19 protein-coding genes and 1 tRNA gene are annotated in these 14,003 nt (G+C 73.7%); 13 read left to right on the top strand and 7 right to left on the bottom strand.

Going from position 1 to position 14,003, the window contains the following annotated elements; genetic code table 11:
* The first annotated feature begins 3 nt into the window (after window positions 1-3).
* Together AB0D28_RS22910 and AB0D28_RS22905 are read left to right on the top strand one after the other, a co-directional pair.
* Window positions 4-822 carry a M15 family metallopeptidase gene (locus AB0D28_RS22910; protein WP_357388757.1) on the top strand — a complete coding sequence of 273 codons (819 nt, stop codon included), beginning with the start codon at window positions 4-6 and terminating at the stop codon, window positions 820-822.
* A 44-nt stretch (window positions 823-866) separates the two neighbouring features.
* Entirely contained in the window at window positions 867-1,373 is a 507-nt protein-coding gene (locus AB0D28_RS22905) for a DinB family protein (protein WP_357388755.1), read from the top strand.
* A 10-nt stretch (window positions 1,374-1,383) separates the two neighbouring features.
* On the opposite strand, the gene AB0D28_RS22900 is transcribed toward AB0D28_RS22905, so the two are convergent.
* On the bottom strand, window positions 1,384-2,157 hold the full coding sequence (locus AB0D28_RS22900) for an alpha/beta hydrolase family protein (protein ID WP_357388753.1): 774 nt from the start codon (window positions 2,155-2,157) through the stop codon (window positions 1,384-1,386).
* A 147-nt stretch (window positions 2,158-2,304) separates the two neighbouring features.
* On the opposite strand from AB0D28_RS22900, the gene AB0D28_RS22895 reads away from it, so the two are divergent.
* The 3 genes from AB0D28_RS22895 to AB0D28_RS22885 all read left to right on the top strand — a co-directional run bounded on the left by AB0D28_RS22895 (window position 2,305) and on the right by AB0D28_RS22885 (window position 4,301).
* Window positions 2,305-2,697 carry a hypothetical protein gene (locus tag AB0D28_RS22895; protein ID WP_013286540.1) on the top strand — a complete coding sequence of 131 codons (393 nt, stop codon included), beginning with the start codon at window positions 2,305-2,307 and terminating at the stop codon, window positions 2,695-2,697.
* A 301-nt stretch (window positions 2,698-2,998) separates the two neighbouring features.
* Window positions 2,999-3,071, top strand: a tRNA-Glu gene (locus AB0D28_RS22890).
* 30 nt (window positions 3,072-3,101) lie between these two features.
* Window positions 3,102-4,301, top strand: coding sequence for an RtcB family protein (locus tag AB0D28_RS22885; protein WP_357388751.1), 1,200 nt, complete (start codon window positions 3,102-3,104; stop codon window positions 4,299-4,301).
* A 32-nt stretch (window positions 4,302-4,333) separates the two neighbouring features.
* Here AB0D28_RS22885 and AB0D28_RS22880 read toward each other — a convergent pair whose 3' ends face one another.
* Genes AB0D28_RS22880 through AB0D28_RS22870 form a run of 3 tightly spaced genes read right to left on the bottom strand, consistent with a single transcriptional unit; the run spans window position 4,334 to window position 5,198 of the window.
* Window positions 4,334-4,498, bottom strand: a complete 165-nt coding sequence (locus AB0D28_RS22880; protein ID WP_357388749.1) for a hypothetical protein — start codon at window positions 4,496-4,498, stop codon at window positions 4,334-4,336.
* Window positions 4,495-4,719 (bottom strand): helix-turn-helix transcriptional regulator, encoded by a 225-nt coding sequence (locus AB0D28_RS22875; protein ID WP_357388747.1) that lies wholly within the window; start codon window positions 4,717-4,719, stop codon window positions 4,495-4,497. Before AB0D28_RS22875 ends, AB0D28_RS22880 begins: the two co-directional genes overlap by 4 nt.
* Complete coding sequence (locus AB0D28_RS22870) at window positions 4,719-5,198, bottom strand: DUF2975 domain-containing protein (RefSeq protein WP_357388745.1); 480 nt, start codon at window positions 5,196-5,198, stop codon at window positions 4,719-4,721. The genes AB0D28_RS22875 and AB0D28_RS22870 overlap by 1 nt, the downstream gene beginning before the upstream one ends.
* A 115-nt stretch (window positions 5,199-5,313) precedes the next feature.
* Here AB0D28_RS22870 and AB0D28_RS22865 point away from each other — a divergent pair, with 115 nt between their 5' ends.
* Window positions 5,314-5,820, top strand: coding sequence for a hypothetical protein (locus tag AB0D28_RS22865; protein ID WP_355508833.1), 507 nt, complete (start codon window positions 5,314-5,316; stop codon window positions 5,818-5,820).
* Between the two features lie 12 nt (window positions 5,821-5,832).
* Here AB0D28_RS22865 and AB0D28_RS22860 read toward each other — a convergent pair whose 3' ends face one another.
* Together AB0D28_RS22860 and AB0D28_RS22855 are read right to left on the bottom strand one after the other, a co-directional pair.
* Window positions 5,833-6,474, bottom strand: a complete 642-nt coding sequence (locus AB0D28_RS22860; protein ID WP_357388743.1) for a dihydrofolate reductase family protein — start codon at window positions 6,472-6,474, stop codon at window positions 5,833-5,835.
* Window positions 6,475-6,554: 80 nt separating this feature from the next.
* Window positions 6,555-7,148, bottom strand: a complete 594-nt coding sequence (locus AB0D28_RS22855) for an HD domain-containing protein (RefSeq protein ID WP_357388741.1) — start codon at window positions 7,146-7,148, stop codon at window positions 6,555-6,557.
* Window positions 7,149-7,287: 139 nt separating this feature from the next.
* On the opposite strand from AB0D28_RS22855, the gene AB0D28_RS22850 reads away from it, so the two are divergent.
* From AB0D28_RS22850 to AB0D28_RS22825, 6 genes are all read left to right on the top strand, one after another.
* A complete protein-coding gene (locus tag AB0D28_RS22850; protein ID WP_357388739.1) occupies window positions 7,288-8,247 on the top strand; it encodes an LpqB family beta-propeller domain-containing protein in 960 nt (319 codons plus the stop codon).
* 107 nt (window positions 8,248-8,354) lie between these two features.
* Window positions 8,355-9,131, top strand: a complete 777-nt coding sequence (locus AB0D28_RS22845) for a class I SAM-dependent methyltransferase (RefSeq protein WP_357388737.1) — start codon at window positions 8,355-8,357, stop codon at window positions 9,129-9,131.
* Between the two features lie 55 nt (window positions 9,132-9,186).
* Entirely contained in the window at window positions 9,187-10,188 is a 1,002-nt protein-coding gene (locus AB0D28_RS22840) for a hypothetical protein (protein WP_357388735.1), read from the top strand.
* Window positions 10,185-10,838 carry a hypothetical protein gene (locus tag AB0D28_RS22835; RefSeq protein WP_073828531.1) on the top strand — a complete coding sequence of 218 codons (654 nt, stop codon included), beginning with the start codon at window positions 10,185-10,187 and terminating at the stop codon, window positions 10,836-10,838. The genes AB0D28_RS22840 and AB0D28_RS22835 overlap by 4 nt, the downstream gene beginning before the upstream one ends.
* A gap of 15 nt (window positions 10,839-10,853) precedes the next feature.
* Window positions 10,854-11,756 (top strand): inositol monophosphatase family protein, encoded by a 903-nt coding sequence (locus tag AB0D28_RS22830; RefSeq protein ID WP_357388733.1) that lies wholly within the window; start codon window positions 10,854-10,856, stop codon window positions 11,754-11,756.
* A gap of 24 nt (window positions 11,757-11,780) precedes the next feature.
* The gene (locus AB0D28_RS22825) at window positions 11,781-12,191 is read left to right on the top strand and encodes a VOC family protein (RefSeq protein WP_357388731.1); all 411 of its coding nucleotides are present in this window, start codon (window positions 11,781-11,783) and stop codon (window positions 12,189-12,191) included.
* Between the two features lie 14 nt (window positions 12,192-12,205).
* Here the strand turns inward: AB0D28_RS22825 and AB0D28_RS22820 are convergent, their stop codons facing one another.
* Window positions 12,206-12,982, bottom strand: coding sequence for an SDR family oxidoreductase (locus AB0D28_RS22820; protein WP_357388729.1), 777 nt, complete (start codon window positions 12,980-12,982; stop codon window positions 12,206-12,208).
* 139 nt (window positions 12,983-13,121) lie between these two features.
* Here AB0D28_RS22820 and sigJ point away from each other — a divergent pair, with 139 nt between their 5' ends.
* Window positions 13,122-13,988 (top strand): RNA polymerase sigma factor SigJ, encoded by an 867-nt coding sequence (gene sigJ / locus AB0D28_RS22815; RefSeq protein ID WP_357388727.1) that lies wholly within the window; start codon window positions 13,122-13,124, stop codon window positions 13,986-13,988.
* Window positions 13,989-14,003: the final 15 nt, after the last annotated feature.

Raw genomic sequence — 14,003 nt, 5'->3', positions numbered from 1 at the left:
CGGGTGGGCACCGGCACGCGCGCGACGGCGGTCGTGGCCGTCGCGGCCACGCTGCTCGCCGCCGCCTGCCAGCGGCCCGCGCCGTCGCCGTCGGCGCCGCCGTCACCCACAGCGACCGGCCCCCGTGCCCCGGCGGACATCGTGGACCTCACCACCGTCGACCCCACCGTCCGCACCGACATCCGGTACGCGGGCCCGCACAACTTCGTCGGCCGCCCGATCGACGGGTACGCCGAGCCGCGCTGCCTGCTCACCCGGCCGGCGGCGGAGGCGCTGCACCGGGTGCAGACCGCCGCGCTCGCCGGCGGGCACAGCCTCAAGGTGTACGACTGCTACCGCCCGCAGCGCGCCGCCGACGACTTCGTGGCCTGGGCGAAGCTGCCCGGTGAGCAGCTGATGAAGGGGGAGTTCTATCCCGCCGTGCCGAAGGACCGGCTGTTCGCCGACGGCTACATCGGCGCGCCCACCGCGCACAGCCGGGGCAGCACCGTCGACCTGACCCTGGTGCCGGTCTCCGGGCCCTCGCCGGCCGCGTACACGCCCGGCCAGGCGCTCGTGCCCTGCACCGACCCGGCCGGACGCCGCTTCGCCGACGACTCGATCGACATGGGCACCGGGTTCGACTGCTTCGACCCGCGTTCCCACACCGCCGACGCACGGGTCAGCCGCACCGCCCGGGACAACAGGGACCTGCTGCGCCGGCTGATGTCCGCACAGGGCTTCGAGAACTATCCGCTGGAGTGGTGGCACTACCGGTACGTCGACGAGCCGTACCCGGACACCTGGTTCGACTTCCCGGTGGCCGGTTCGTCACTGCGGTGACGCGGTCGTCCCACCAAGATCGATCGCGGCTAGGCTCGACGCTCATGGAGACCGAACGGATCGGCCCGCCGCTGCTCGCCGGCGAACGGGAGTCGCTGCGCGCCTTCCTCGACTTCCACCGGGCCACGCTGGCCCTCAAGTGCGAGGGGCTGACCGACGAGCAGTTGCGCCGGGCGGCGTCGCCGCCGTCCACGCTGTCACTGCTCGGCCTGGTCCGCCACATGGCCGAGGTGGAGCGCACCTGGTTCCGCCGGGTCATCGCCGCCGAGGACGTGCCGCTGGTGTGGTCGGACAGCGGCGACTTCCAGCAGGCGTACGACGCCCGCGACGCCGACGTGGCGGAGGCGTTCGAGGCGTGGCGGCGGGAGGTCGAGCACGCCCGGCGCGTCGAGCGGGAGGCCGCCTCGCTCGACGTGACAGGTCACCAGGCCCGCTGGGGCGAGGACGTCTCGCTGCGCCTGGTCATGCTGCACATGCTGCACGAGTACGCCCGCCACAACGGGCACGCCGACCTGATCCGCGAGGCGATCGACGGCACCGTCGGCGTCTGAGCCCGCCCGGTCAGCGCCCGCGCAGCGGCAGCCAGGCCAGCACGTCCTGAATGCGCGCGTCCCAGTACGCCCAGTCGTGGTCACCGGGACCGAAGTCGACGGTGACCGGCACGTCGCGTTCCCGGGCCACGTCGAGGAACCGCAGGTTGTCCTCGTACAGGAAGTCCTCGGTGCCGCAGGCGACGTAGAGCGCCGGCCGGTCGTCGCCGGAGCGCTCCAGCAGCCCCACCGTGTCGTCGTCGGCGGGCACCGGGTCGTCACCCCAGACGGTGTGCCACACCGCCGGGTCGACCGGACGGGTCGGATGGTGGCGGCGGCGCGTCACGTCCAGCGCGCCGGACAGGCTGGCCGCCGCCGCGAACCGGTCCGGGTGGCGCAGCGCCCACTTCATCGCCCCGTAGCCGCCCATCGACAGGCCCGCGACGAACGTGTCCTCCCGCCGGTCGGACAGCCGGAACAACGACCGGCACACCTCGGGCAGCTCCTCGCTGAGGAACGTCCAGTACCGGTTGCCGTGCGCCTCGTCGCAGTAGAAGCTCCGCTGCGCCTGCGGCATCACCACGGCCAGCCCCAGCGGCGCGACGTACCGCTCGATCGAGGTGCGCCGGGTCCACACGGTGTCGTCGTCGCTCAGCCCGTGCAGCAGGTACAGCACCTGCGGGTCACCGTCGGCGGCGGCACCCGGCACGCCGATCCCGGCCGCGCCCCGGTCGGGCAGCAGCACTGTCATCGACGTGCCCATGCCGAGCGCCTCGGAGAAGAAGTCACAGCGGATGTGCGCCATGAGGCGGCAGCGTACCCCGCAGGGGTTCGATGAGGGCGTTCCTATTGCCCCGGGACGGCCGCGCGGGAAAAGATGGCCGTGCGCGCCGGAAACGTGTTCGTAACCTGCGCGCTGCTGGTCTCTGTCACAAGGAAGTGGGAGTCAGTCATGAGCGACGTGTCGGCCGCACTGGGTGTGCGCCTCTACCCGGACCTGGTCGAGCCCGGCGGTCTCGCCCCCGCGCTCGTGGCGACAGCCGCCGCCCACCAGCTCGACGTCGGCGAGGTGACCGCGCCCGAGCAGGGGCGCAGCCGGTTCACCTGCGCCGAGATGACCTCCGCCCGCGGCGTGGTCTGCGTCAGCCTCGGCTCGCAGGCCCGCTACTTCATGATCGACCTGCGGGTGGACGGCGACGTCCAGGCCCGGGGCGACGCCACCGACCTGCTTCAGGTCGCGCAGGTGGCCGCCGCGTGGCGGGCCGGCATCACGCTCGCGGAGCTGACCGCGCGCTACCCGTTCATGGAGGAGATGCGCCGCCACCCGGTGGCACACGCCGGCTGACCACGAACGAATATCGTGTTGCCGCCCAGGTGTGGCGGCCGTACCGTGAGCGGGCAACGTCGATCTGATCCACCAGGGGAGTGCACCGTGTCGCAGCAGAACCGCACCCGCGCCGAGCGGCAAGCGCCGCGCGCCGGTGCCCTGCTGCCCGAGCCGGGCACGGGCCGCGAACGGCAGTGGCAACCAGGGTGGTGGCGCGTCTAGCGCCGGCGCGACGATCCGCGCGAACCGCCCGCCCCGAGACCGGAGCAGGGCGGTTCTCCGTTTCCGGGGCAGCTCCGCCGACGGCGTACGCCGTCCTGGGCCGTTGGAGCAACTGGCAGCTCACCCGGCTCTCAACCGGGAGGCTACGGGTTCGAGTCCCGTACGGCCTACGTCAGAAGGACATGAGCAAGGAGACGACGATGGGTTTCACCCCGCTGGCCGGTACCCGGGCGCCGGTCCGGGTCTGGACCGACCCGTACACGATCGAGGCGCAGGCGGCCCGGCAGCTGCGCAACATCGGCGCGCTGCCGTGGGTGCAGGGTGTCGCGGTGATGCCGGACGTGCACTTCGGCAAGGGCGCCACGGTCGGCTCGGTGATCGCGATGCGGCAGGCCGTGTCGCCGGCCGCGGTCGGCGTGGACATCGGTTGCGGCATGTCGGCGGTACGGACCTCGCTGACCGCCGCCGACCTGCCCGACGACCTCGCGCCGCTGCGCTCGGCGATCGAGGCGGCCATCCCGGTCGGCTTCGCGATGCGTGACGACGCTGTCGACCCGCGCCGGATCCGAGGGCTGGAGCAGTCGGGCTGGGACGACTTCTGGCGGCGGTTCGGCACGCTGGACCGGAAGGTGGCCCAGCTCCAGACGCGGGCGCAGCGGCAGCTCGGCACGCTCGGCGGCGGCAACCACTTCATCGAGGTCTGCCTGGAGCAGGGCGGCCCGGACGACGGCCGGGTCTGGCTGATGCTGCACTCCGGTTCCCGCAACATCGGCAAGGAGCTGGCCGAGCGGCACATGGCGGTGGCGCGCGGCCTGCCGCACAACACCGACCTGCCGGACCGGGACCTCGCGGTGTTCCTCGCCGGCACGCCCGAGATGGAGGCGTACCGGCGGGACCTGTGGTGGGCGCAGGAGTACGCCCGGCGCAACCGGGCGGTCATGCTCGCTCTGCTGAGCCAGGTGGTCCGGGTTGCGTTCCCGCACGTCGGCTACGACGAGCCGATCTCCTGCCACCACAACTACGTGGCGGAGGAGAGCTACGACGGGGTGGACGTGCTGGTGACCCGCAAGGGCGCGATCCGGGCCGGTAAGGGGGACCTGGGCATCATTCCCGGCTCGATGGGCACCGGGTCGTACATCGTGCGCGGCAAGGGCAACGTCGACGCGTACTGCTCGGCGTCGCACGGCGCCGGGCGGCGGATGTCGCGGGGGCAGGCGAAGCGGACGTACAGCACTGCGGATCTGGCCGCGCAGACCGCCGGGGTGGAGTGCCGCAAGGACGCCGGTGTGGTCGACGAGATCCCCGGCGCGTACAAGGACATCACCGAGGTGATGGCCCAGCAGGAGGACCTGGTCGAGGTGGTCGCCCACCTCAAGCAGGTCGTCTGCGTGAAGGGCTGAGCGGCAGGGCCGGCGTCGAGGGGGCGCCGGCCCTACCGGGTACGCCGGGCGACGCGCACGCCGACGGCGACCGCGCCGATGACGAGCAGCGCGGACAGGAGCTGGAGGCCGGGGGAGTCGTCGGCCTCCCCGTACACGAAGCCGGCGACGCCGAGCACGACGGCGAGCAGCGCCACGGCGGCGGCCAGGTGTCTCATCGTTGCGCCCCATCCTCGTCGGGGACCCATTCGAGCAGGTCGCCGGGCTGGCAGTCGAGCACCCGGCACATGGCCTCCAGGGTGCTGAACCGGACGGCCTTGGCGCGGCCGTTCTTGAGCACCGCCACGTTCGCCGGGGTGAGCCCGACGCGCTCGGCGAACTCGCCGACGCTCATCTTGCGCTTGGCCAGCTCCACGTCGATGCGCACGACGATCGGCATCAGATCACCGCTTCCATGTCGGTGCGCAGCGTGGTGGCCTGGCGCAGCAGCGCGCGCAGCACCACCATCAGCAGCCCCAGCACGCTGACGCCGGTGACCAGCAGGAACAGCAGCAGCGGCAGCCCCGGGTCGCCGGCGTTGAAGCCGACGTAGAGGAAGACGCCGACGAGCACCACCCAGGCGGCGGCGACCGCCCAGACGATGCCGTCGACCCAGCCCAGGGACGCCTCGGTGAAGATGCGGTCGCGCTTGACCAGGGTGAGCAGGTGCCAGGTGCAGACGATCACCACCTGCACGCACAGCACCCAGAAGATCGTCACCGCGGTGGCGGGCCACCGCAGGTACGCCATGTCCGGGTTCTCCCGCGCCATGTGCGCGAACTGCCCGGGCAGCGACATGGTCTGGAGCAGCACCAGGATCGCGAACAGCAGGACCAGGAAGGCACGGAGTGGTGTCACCGCGCGTTGCGCCGTAAGCATGCATCGACTATCGCGCGGAACCTATCGAAAGTCAATCGGTTCCGATCGTGGGTCGCTGTCGATAGGCTCGGTCCGGGATGCTCGCCCGGCTCCGGCCCACCCTGGGGAGGACGACATGACCGGACACCGCCGTCGCGCGGTCCGGCCGACGGCCCTTGTCCTGGCCGCCGCTCTGACCGGCGCCGCCTGCCAGCCGGGAGAGCCCGACCCGGCGGCCCCCGGCGCCGTGGTGATCGACCGCCTCACCGCGCCGGCCGAGCTGGCCGGTCTGCCCCGTCAAGACGCCGGCAGGGACCGCATACCGGCCCTGGTCGACGATCCGCCGGGTCTCGCCATGGTGATCAACGGGTACGGCGAGGCGACTCCGCCGCCACTGACCCTCGAGGCGTACTACGGCAACCGGGTGGGCATCGCGGCGGTGGGGCGGGCGTTGCAGTCGCGTCTCGGCGGAGGCACTGCCGCACCCGGCGCGGAGACCACCTGCCACAGTGGCGCCGACGGGTCTGTCACCTGCTGGCGGCGGGCGGACACGCTCGTCGTGACGGTCACCGCCCGCGACGGCCGGTCCGCCGAGCGGACGCGGGACGCCACCGAGCAGGCGTGGCGCGCCGTCACCGGCTGAGCGCCGCCGACGTCAATCGGTGCCCCTCGCTGGGCGCCCGACGGCGTAGCGGACGTGTACGGCGTACCGCGAGTGGTGCACCGCGCGGATCTCCAGGTCGACGTCCCGGTCGAAGCCCTCGAACAGCCGCTTCCCGCGGCCGAGGATCACCGGCGCGGTGGACAGGCCCAGCTCGTCGACGACGCCGGCCGCGAGCGCCTGCCGGATGACCTCGGCGCCCCCGCCTATGACCACCGCGCCGTCGCCGGCCGTACGCCGGGCCGCCGCCAGCGCCGCGTCGAACCCGTCGACCATGAGGAAACCGGCGTCCGGGTCGGGCTGGTCGGCGGTGCGGTGGGTGAGCACGACCAGAGGGGCCTGGAACGGGTTCCGGCCGCCCCAGGCGCCGGCGGCGTCGTACATGCCCCGGCCGCACAGCGCGGCACCGGCACCCGCCAGCAGCTCGTCGAAGTACGCCCGGTCCTCGTCGGTCATGCCGGCGCCGGCCTCACGCGGCGTGTCGTACGTCCACGGCCCGCCCATCACCCAGTGGTGCAGCCGTTCGCCGCCGACACCGAGCCCCTGGCCGGCCCGGTCGTCCGGGCCGGCGACGTAGCCGTCCAGGGAGACGGTGACGAACGCCCGCACCCGGCCGCGCCTTTCACTGGTGCTCATGCTTCCTCCCGGAGATCGGAACACTGACACTGGGAAGACCTCCGGCCGGTGCCGGACTCGTCGCCGCCTGGGGGCCGGCGTCAGCCGTACACCGGATGCTCGGCCTGGAACGCCAGCCGGCGGTCCGCGCCGGCGGCCAGCTCCGCGAGCACGTCGTCGAGGTCCAGGAACGTCTGCCAGCGCTCCTGGCCGGTGATGCCGGCGAGCCGGTCGACCACGAGCTGCTCCAGGTCGGTGACGCGCCGGCCCTTCCACACCTTGTCGGCCAGGCTGACCAGCAGGTCCTCCAGCTGCGCGCCGGGGGAGTGCCAGGCGGCGTGGGTGACGGCGAAGCGGGCCCGCTCCTCCGGTACGCCGAAACGCAGCAGCAACTGGTACCCGGCCTCCTCGTGCGCCGAACCGGGGCCGGTCAGCTCGGCCGGGTGCTCGACCTTGCCGAGATCGTGCACCGCCGCGCCGAACAGCACCGCCTGCCTGTCGAACGGCACCGCGCCGAAGCGGTCGGCGAACGCGGCCGTCAGGTGCCAGGCGACGTCGTGCACCAGCCGCAGGTGCGCGCCGAGGCGCGGCGGGGCGGCGAGGGCGTCCAGCAGCTCGACCGCCACGCCCGGGAGCGGGAGCAGTGGCGGGTCGCCCGCTTCGGTGAGGGCGCGGTGCAGCGCGTCGGAGGTCATCGGGGCGAGCGTACCGGTCCCCGGTGGGCTCACCGGCGGTGATGGACGAGTAGCCGAACGTGAAGCGGCCGCTCGTCCGATTCCGGTGCGTCGATCCACTCGGGAGGGTGGGGGCCACGTCTCTCACGGGGGTTGTCGAATGACCGCACTGAATCGTCGTGCCCTGCTGCGTACCGCCGCGCTGACCGGGCTCGCCGCCGCGACCGGGGTGGCCGCCGCGCCCCACGCCGCGTCCGCCGCACCGGCCGCCGCCGACGTGGTGAACGGGTCGTGGCTGGTCAGCGTCGGCTGGGGTGTGCTCCAGGTCGACCCGGGCCGCACCACGCCGCGCGAGCTGCTGCCGAACGGGGACCACGCCAAGTCCTCGCCGGACGGCCGGCACGTGGCCTGGGTCAACACGGCCCGCTCGGGCGACGGCACGCTGGAGCCGTTCGTGGCCGTGTACGACCGGGTCACCGGCCAGAAGCGCACGCTGCTCGCCGACCCGTTCGGTGTCCGCTACGGCGCGCCGACGTGGTCGCCGGACGGCACCGAGATCGCGCTCGTCACCGGGCAGGACAACGACCGGCTGATCGCTGTGGACGTGGTCACCGGCGCCACCCGCGTGCTGGTCGAGGGGCATTCCATGGCCGACCCGGACTGGTCCCGGGACGGCTCCATGATCGTCGTGCGGTGGCGCAGCCGTTCGCAGGGCTGGCAACTGCGGGTGCTGGAACTCGCGACCGGGACGGTGCGGCCCGTCTACACGCCGGTGGCGGGCGAGATGTTCATCTCGCCGGTCTTCATGCCCGACTCCGGGCGCGTCGTCTTCTGCACCAACCGCTGGCACCTGGACCGCGAGGTCTACAACCAGTCGCTCGCGTCGGTGCGCATCGGCGGCACCGGGCTGAAGAAGCTCACCGACGAGCCCCGGTTCTACCTGTCGCCGGTGTTCTCCCCGGACGGCCGCTACTGCGCCGCGCTGTCGATCCCGCCGGAGAACGAGTACCCGGACGGCGGCAACATCATCGTGTCCACCAGTGGCTTCGGCGAGCAGTGGTGGATCCCCGGCGACGAGTACGACGACAGCACCCGGCTGGACTGGGCACGGGCGATCTGACGTGCCGGGCGCGCGCATCACGGACCGGATGCGCGCCACCGGACGCCACCGGTGCGAGGCTTGGGGCGGACGTCGCCGACGGGGCCGGCGTCCGCTGTGGAGGGGTGATGGCCGAGCCGCCGACCGGGACGTCGTCGCACCGCGCGCAGGCGCACGGCAGGCACGCCAACAACCGCCGCTACCACGACGGCGCCGAGGTCGACGGGTACGTCGACGACCCGTACCACAGGGTGCGCCGCGCGGTCGCGGCCCGGCTGCTCGCCGAGGGGGTGACCGGGCGCGGGCCGGTGCTGGAGCTGGGCTGCGGGCCACGCGGCATGCTCGACCCGGCCACGCTGCCCGGCCCGGTGGTGCTCGCCGACGCGGCCGAGACGGCGCTGGGCACGGCCCGCGCGGCGGCCGGCGGGCGGGCGCTGCCGGTCTGCCTGGACGCCACCCGGGGCCTGCCGTTCCGGGCGGGCAGCTTCGCCGGGCTGCTCGCCGGGGAGCTGATCGAGCACGTGTACGACCCGCTGGCGCTGCTGCGGGAGTGTCACCGGGTGCTGGCACCCGGTGGCCTGCTGGTGCTCACCACCCCGAACCTGGCGCCGGTGCAGGACCGGCTGGCGTTCCTGGCCGGCCGGGCGCCACGCCAGATCGACCCGCTACACCCGTACCTGTGGCTGCACATCCGTCCGTTCACCGCCTCGCTGCTGCGCCGCGCCCTGCGCCGGGCCGGATTCACACCGGTGGCGCTGCGTTCCAACGAGGTCGGCTGGCGGCTGCCCGGCGGGCGGTGGGTGGCCTCGCGCCGGCTGGCCCGCGCCGCGCCCGGGCTCGGCGGCTCCCTGATCTGCGCCGCCCGCCGGCAGGGCGGGGCGTCACCGGCCCGAAACAGGGTGTGATGGCGACATTGACAGCGGGCTATCATGGAGGTTCCGTCGTCGACCGGGGGATGTCATGACGCGCCTGCTCGCCTGGGTCGTGACCAATCTCGACGCGTTCATCGGCCTGGTGCTGGCGCTCACGGTATCCGTGCTCGGCCTCACCAACACGGTCAGCCAGGATCTGGTGAACAGCGCGATCCTGCTGGTCCTGGGTCTGCTCGCACAGGCGATGCTGCGCGACCGGCTGCGCCGGCGCACCACCGAGCGGGAGGTCCGCCAGGTCATCTCGGACACCCGCGACCGGCTGACCGACCTGGTGCCGCAGATGCAGGAGATCACCGGCCCGGAAGGCGCGCTGAACCGGGCCCGCGAGGCCATCGACAGCGTGTCCATGGTGCGGGTTCTTCACGGCAGCGAGGTCGGGCAGGCGCTCGCCGACGCGCGGCGGCACACCGACCAGTGGAGCTTCAAGGGCGGCACCGGCACCTTCCTGCGCGCGGTCACGCTGCCGGACTGCCTGGAACACGCCCGGCGGCGCAACGCCACGCTCACCGTCGCGATCGAGATCATCGACCCGACCGACGAGGAGGTCTGCGAGCGGTACGCGCGGTTCCGGCGCAGCCTCGACCCGGACGCGCCGGGCGAGCCGTGGACCGTCGACCGCACCCGCAAGGAGTCCTACGCGACGGTGCTGGCCGCCTGCTGGCACCTGCAACGCTCCGGCCTGCTCACCGTCGACGTCCGGCTCTCCGCGCAGATGACCACGTTCCGCTACGACCTCTCCTCCTCCTGCGTCGTCATCACCCAGGAGAACCCGCAGACGCCCGCGCTGCGCATCGACCGCGGCGAGGTCTACTACAACCGCTTCAACATCGAGCTGGACTACAGCCGCCGGCAGAGCCGGCGCGTGCCGATCGAGGCCGCGGCCCAGGTCAAGCTCGACGACGAGCCGTCGGTCGAGCAGGTACGGCGGTTGTTCGCCGCGCTCGGCCTCACGCTGCCCCGCTCCTTCGGCGACCGCGAGGTGGCCGACATCATCGGCAAAGCCGTCCAGGCGAGGAACCCCTACTCATGACCAGTTACACCGACCTCGAACGGGAGATCGACCGGGGCACCCGGCCGGAGCTCCTACGCGGCTGGGTGCTGGACGTGCTCGACGACGTCGCCGAGGGGCGGCGCCCGCTGCGCGCGGTCCGGCACCCGCTCGGCTTCACCTGCCTGCCGGTCGAACGCGACGGCCCCGACGGTGTCTGCGTGCACGCCTGGCCCGCCGACCCGCCACAGGTGCGCCCGACCACCTCCACCATGCACTCGCACAGCTGGGACCTGCTCAGCCACGTGCTGCACGGCACCGTCCGCAACGAGCTGATCGAGGTCGACGACGCGCCCGCCGACCCGTCCTGGCGGGTCTACGAAGTGCGCAGCCTCGGCGAGGTGGACGAGATGGCCGCCACCGACCGGCTGGTCACCGCGATGACCGCCACTGTGGAGACGCACTCGGCCGGCGACTCGTACGCGCTGCGCGCCGGCGGCTTCCACACCTCGGAGGTCGACGCCGGTGAACCGGCGGTGACAGTGGCGCTCGGCCGGACCACTCCCGGCACGTGCGACCTGAGCCTCGGCGCGGTGGACGGGCACAGCCACCGGGTACGCCGGGACCGATGCGACGCGGCCGAGACCGCGCGGATGGCGCGGGCGATCGCGCGACTTGTGGCACGGGGCTGACTGGCTGGAGGAGCCATGGACGTGGAGCCGAGCAGAGGCGGGCCCGACCTGCGCGAGGCGCACCGGTTCGCGGTGGAGGCCGCCCAGGCGGCGGGCCGGCTGCTGCGCCGGGGCACCCGGGGGGAGGTGCACGCCCGGGCCAAGAACGACACCGGTGACCTGGTCACAGACCTCGACCTGGCCGCCGAACGGCTCATCGTCGACCGGATCCGGGCCCGCTGGCCGGAGCACGGCGTGATCGCCGAGGAGGGCGGCGAGTACGCCCCGGACACCACCTGGGCGTGGCTCGTCGACCCGCTCGACGGCACAAACAACGTGGCGATCGGGCTGCCCGCGTACGTGGTCGGGATCGCCCTGTGCGACAACGGCTCGCCGGTGCTCGGCGTGGTGCACGACCCGGTCGCCGGCCGTACCTGGTCGGCGGTGCGCGGCCGGGGCGCGTTCGTGCACGCGTCCGGCCCGGCCGCGCGGCCGCTGCGCGCCGCGCACCGCCCGGTGCCGTCCGCGCCCGTGCTGGCCTGGACCCAGGGGCACGAGGTACGCCGGGACGACAGCACCGCCCGGGCGCTGAAGGTGGTGCTGGACACCAGCGCGCGCCGGGTGCTGCAACTGTGGGCGCCGCTGCTGTCCTGGGTGATGCTGGCCCGCGGCGACATCGACGGCATCGTCGGCTACCGCCCCGAGGCGGTCGACCTGCCGGCCGGGATGCTGCTCGCCGTCGAGGCCGGCATGGCGGTCCGCGCGCTCGACGGCGGCACGTTCGACGACAGGTACGGCTGCCCGGCGGACCGGCGCAGCTTCGTGGCCGGGCCACCGGAGACCATCGACCGGCTGGTCAAGCTGGTCACCGCGGCACAGTGGATCGAGCCGCAGGTGCGCCGCCTCACCCCGGTCGGCCTCGGTTCGGTGGGCTGGTGAGCCGGGTCGGCTAGCCTCGGCCGGATGGCCGCCAGACAACTCAAGCTCGGGCTCCGGGTGCGTGACCTGGACCGTTCCCACCGGCTCTACCTGCGACTCGGCTTCAAGGAGATCCCACAGACCGAGCAGGTGAACCTGCGCTACCTGACGTTCGGCCACACCTGGCTGATCCTGTCCGACCTGCACCGCCACGGGCACCACGACGCGCAGCGGGAACGCGAGGTCAAGGCGGGGCCGCCCGGGCTCGGAGTCGTGCTCACCGTGCCCACCGCCGACCTGTACGCCACGTACGCGCTGTGGCGCGACGAAGGGCTGCCGGTGACGCTGGAGCCGGAGGACGTGGGCTGGGCGCGGATCTTCTACGGGCTCGACCCGGACGGATACGAGGTCATGTTCGAGCAGTTCCATCCCGTCACGCGTGCCGCCGACGCCTGACGTGCCGCGGTGCGTCAGGTGACCGGCCGCGACGGCGCCCGCTCGGCCAGGAAGTCGGCCCAGGTCCGCACGCCTCTCACCGCACCGGGCCGGGCGAGGTTCGCGCCGTCCCGGTACGCGCGGCCGGCTCGCCCGGGGACGCGTACCGGCAGCCGCGCCCGGTGTTTCCCGGTGGCGGTCAGGTAGCCGGCCAGCAGTTCGCCGATGCCGTGGGTGTCCGGCCCGGCCAGGTCCGGCACCAGCCCGGCCGGTGCGCCAAGCGTCAGTTCGGCCAGCCGGGCCGCCACCTCGGCGGCGTCGACCGGCTGCAACCGCAGGCCGCCCGGCACCGGCACCACCGGCAGCCGGGTCATCGCCGCCAGCATGGTCAGCACCAAATCGTGCGCCTGCGCGGCGCGCAGCACCGTCCACGGGACGCCGGAGTCCGTCACCGCGCGCTCGGCGTCGAGCTTGGACCGGATCCAGGCCAGCGGCACCCGGTCGGCGCCGGTCACGGAGATGTGCACCAGGTGCGCCACACCGGCCCGGTGCGCGGCGCGGGCCAGGTGGGCGGTGGCGCGGTCATCGCCCTTCGCGCCGCCGGCCAGGTGCAGCACCGTGGACACCCCGCGCAGCGCGGGGCCGAGGTCGGCGCCGGTGAGCAGGTCGGCGGTCACGTGGGTGACGCCGTCGCCGGACCGTCCGCCGCGCCGGCTGAGCACCCGTACCGGATGCCCGGCGGCGCGCAGCAGCGGTACGACGTGCCGGCCGATCGTGCCGGTGCCGCCGGTGACCAGGATCTGTGGGTTCATCGTCTCGCCTTCCGTCGCCTGTGCTGCCACGTCGACCCGCGCCGACCCGTCGACGTGACAGGTGTGACGGTGGTCACCTCCGGTCACCTCGGTCGGTCGTGGCGGGTCGAGACGACGTGCGGGAGGGGAGGCTCAGGTGATGGATCACGGGCTGGCGGAACGGTTCGAGCGGGAGCGGCCGAGGCTGCGCGCGGTGGCGTACCGGCTGCTCGGGTCGCTCACCGACGCCGAGGACGCGGTGCAGGAGACCTGGCTGCGGCTGGCCCGTACCGACCCGGCCACCGTGGACAACCTGGACGCCTGGCTGACCACAGTGGTCGCCCGGGTCAGCCTGAACACGCTGCGGTCCCGCGCCGCCCGCCGGGAGGACCCGCTCGACGTACGCCTGCCCGACCCGGTCGTGGACACCGGCGCCGACGACCCGGCGCACGCCGCGGTGCTCGCCGACTCGGTGGGGCTGGCGCTGCTCGTGGTGCTGGACACGCTGACCCCGGCCGAGCGGCTCGCGTTCGTGCTGCACGACATGTTCGGGGTGCCGTTCGACCAGATCGGCCCGCTCGTCGACCGCTCACCGGCGGCGGCCCGGCAGCTCGCCAGCCGGGCCCGCCGCCGGGTACGCGGACAGGCGCCCACCCCCGACCCCGACCTGACCCGGCAGCGGGCGGTGGTCGACGCCTTCCTCGCCGCCGCCCGCGACGGCGACCTCGACGCGCTGATCGCGGTGCTGCACCCGGCCGTGGTGCTGCGCTCCGACGCCGGGACCGCCCGGGCCCGGCACACGGTCGTGCTCACCGGCGCGACGACTGTGGCCGCGCAGGCCACCACGTTCGGCCGGCTGTTCCCGCACGCCCGGCCGGTGCTCGTCAACGGCGCCGCCGGGGTGCTGGTGAGCGCCGGGGACCGCCCACTGTCGGTGATGGCGTTCACCGTCACCGGCGGCCGGATCGCCGCCGTGGACGTGATCGCCGACCCGCGCCGGCTGGCCGCGCTCGGCCTCGCCGGCTGACCCGGAGCCGTCTCA

Source organism: Micromonospora sp. NPDC048169 (assembly GCF_040652815.1).
Taxonomy (GTDB): domain Bacteria; phylum Actinomycetota; class Actinomycetes; order Mycobacteriales; family Micromonosporaceae; genus Micromonospora.
The sequence above is the reverse complement of the archived record's forward strand: the minus strand, read 5'-3'. Positions and strand labels throughout refer to the sequence as shown.

Coding starts and splice junctions, on each gene's coding strand:
- AB0D28_RS22840 (WP_357388735.1), top strand. CDS start 9,187: ATGACGCGCCTGCTCGCCTGGGTCGTGACCAATCTCGACGCGTTCATC.
- AB0D28_RS22870 (WP_357388745.1), bottom strand. CDS start 5,198: ATGCTTACGGCGCAACGCGCGGTGACACCACTCCGTGCCTTCCTGGTC.
- AB0D28_RS22850 (WP_357388739.1), top strand. CDS start 7,288: ATGACCGCACTGAATCGTCGTGCCCTGCTGCGTACCGCCGCGCTGACC.
- AB0D28_RS22820 (WP_357388729.1), bottom strand. CDS start 12,982: ATGAACCCACAGATCCTGGTCACCGGCGGCACCGGCACGATCGGCCGG.
- AB0D28_RS22865 (WP_355508833.1), top strand. CDS start 5,314: ATGACCGGACACCGCCGTCGCGCGGTCCGGCCGACGGCCCTTGTCCTG.
- AB0D28_RS22905 (WP_357388755.1), top strand. CDS start 867: ATGGAGACCGAACGGATCGGCCCGCCGCTGCTCGCCGGCGAACGGGAG.
- AB0D28_RS22830 (WP_357388733.1), top strand. CDS start 10,854: ATGGACGTGGAGCCGAGCAGAGGCGGGCCCGACCTGCGCGAGGCGCAC.
- AB0D28_RS22855 (WP_357388741.1), bottom strand. CDS start 7,148: ATGACCTCCGACGCGCTGCACCGCGCCCTCACCGAAGCGGGCGACCCG.
- AB0D28_RS22875 (WP_357388747.1), bottom strand. CDS start 4,719: ATGCCGATCGTCGTGCGCATCGACGTGGAGCTGGCCAAGCGCAAGATG.
- AB0D28_RS22895 (WP_013286540.1), top strand. CDS start 2,305: ATGAGCGACGTGTCGGCCGCACTGGGTGTGCGCCTCTACCCGGACCTG.
- AB0D28_RS22845 (WP_357388737.1), top strand. CDS start 8,355: ATGGCCGAGCCGCCGACCGGGACGTCGTCGCACCGCGCGCAGGCGCAC.
- AB0D28_RS22900 (WP_357388753.1), bottom strand. CDS start 2,157: ATGGCGCACATCCGCTGTGACTTCTTCTCCGAGGCGCTCGGCATGGGC.
- AB0D28_RS22825 (WP_357388731.1), top strand. CDS start 11,781: ATGGCCGCCAGACAACTCAAGCTCGGGCTCCGGGTGCGTGACCTGGAC.
- AB0D28_RS22835 (WP_073828531.1), top strand. CDS start 10,185: ATGACCAGTTACACCGACCTCGAACGGGAGATCGACCGGGGCACCCGG.
- AB0D28_RS22885 (WP_357388751.1), top strand. CDS start 3,102: ATGGGTTTCACCCCGCTGGCCGGTACCCGGGCGCCGGTCCGGGTCTGG.
- sigJ (WP_357388727.1), top strand. CDS start 13,122: ATGGATCACGGGCTGGCGGAACGGTTCGAGCGGGAGCGGCCGAGGCTG.
- AB0D28_RS22860 (WP_357388743.1), bottom strand. CDS start 6,474: ATGAGCACCAGTGAAAGGCGCGGCCGGGTGCGGGCGTTCGTCACCGTC.
- AB0D28_RS22880 (WP_357388749.1), bottom strand. CDS start 4,498: ATGAGACACCTGGCCGCCGCCGTGGCGCTGCTCGCCGTCGTGCTCGGC.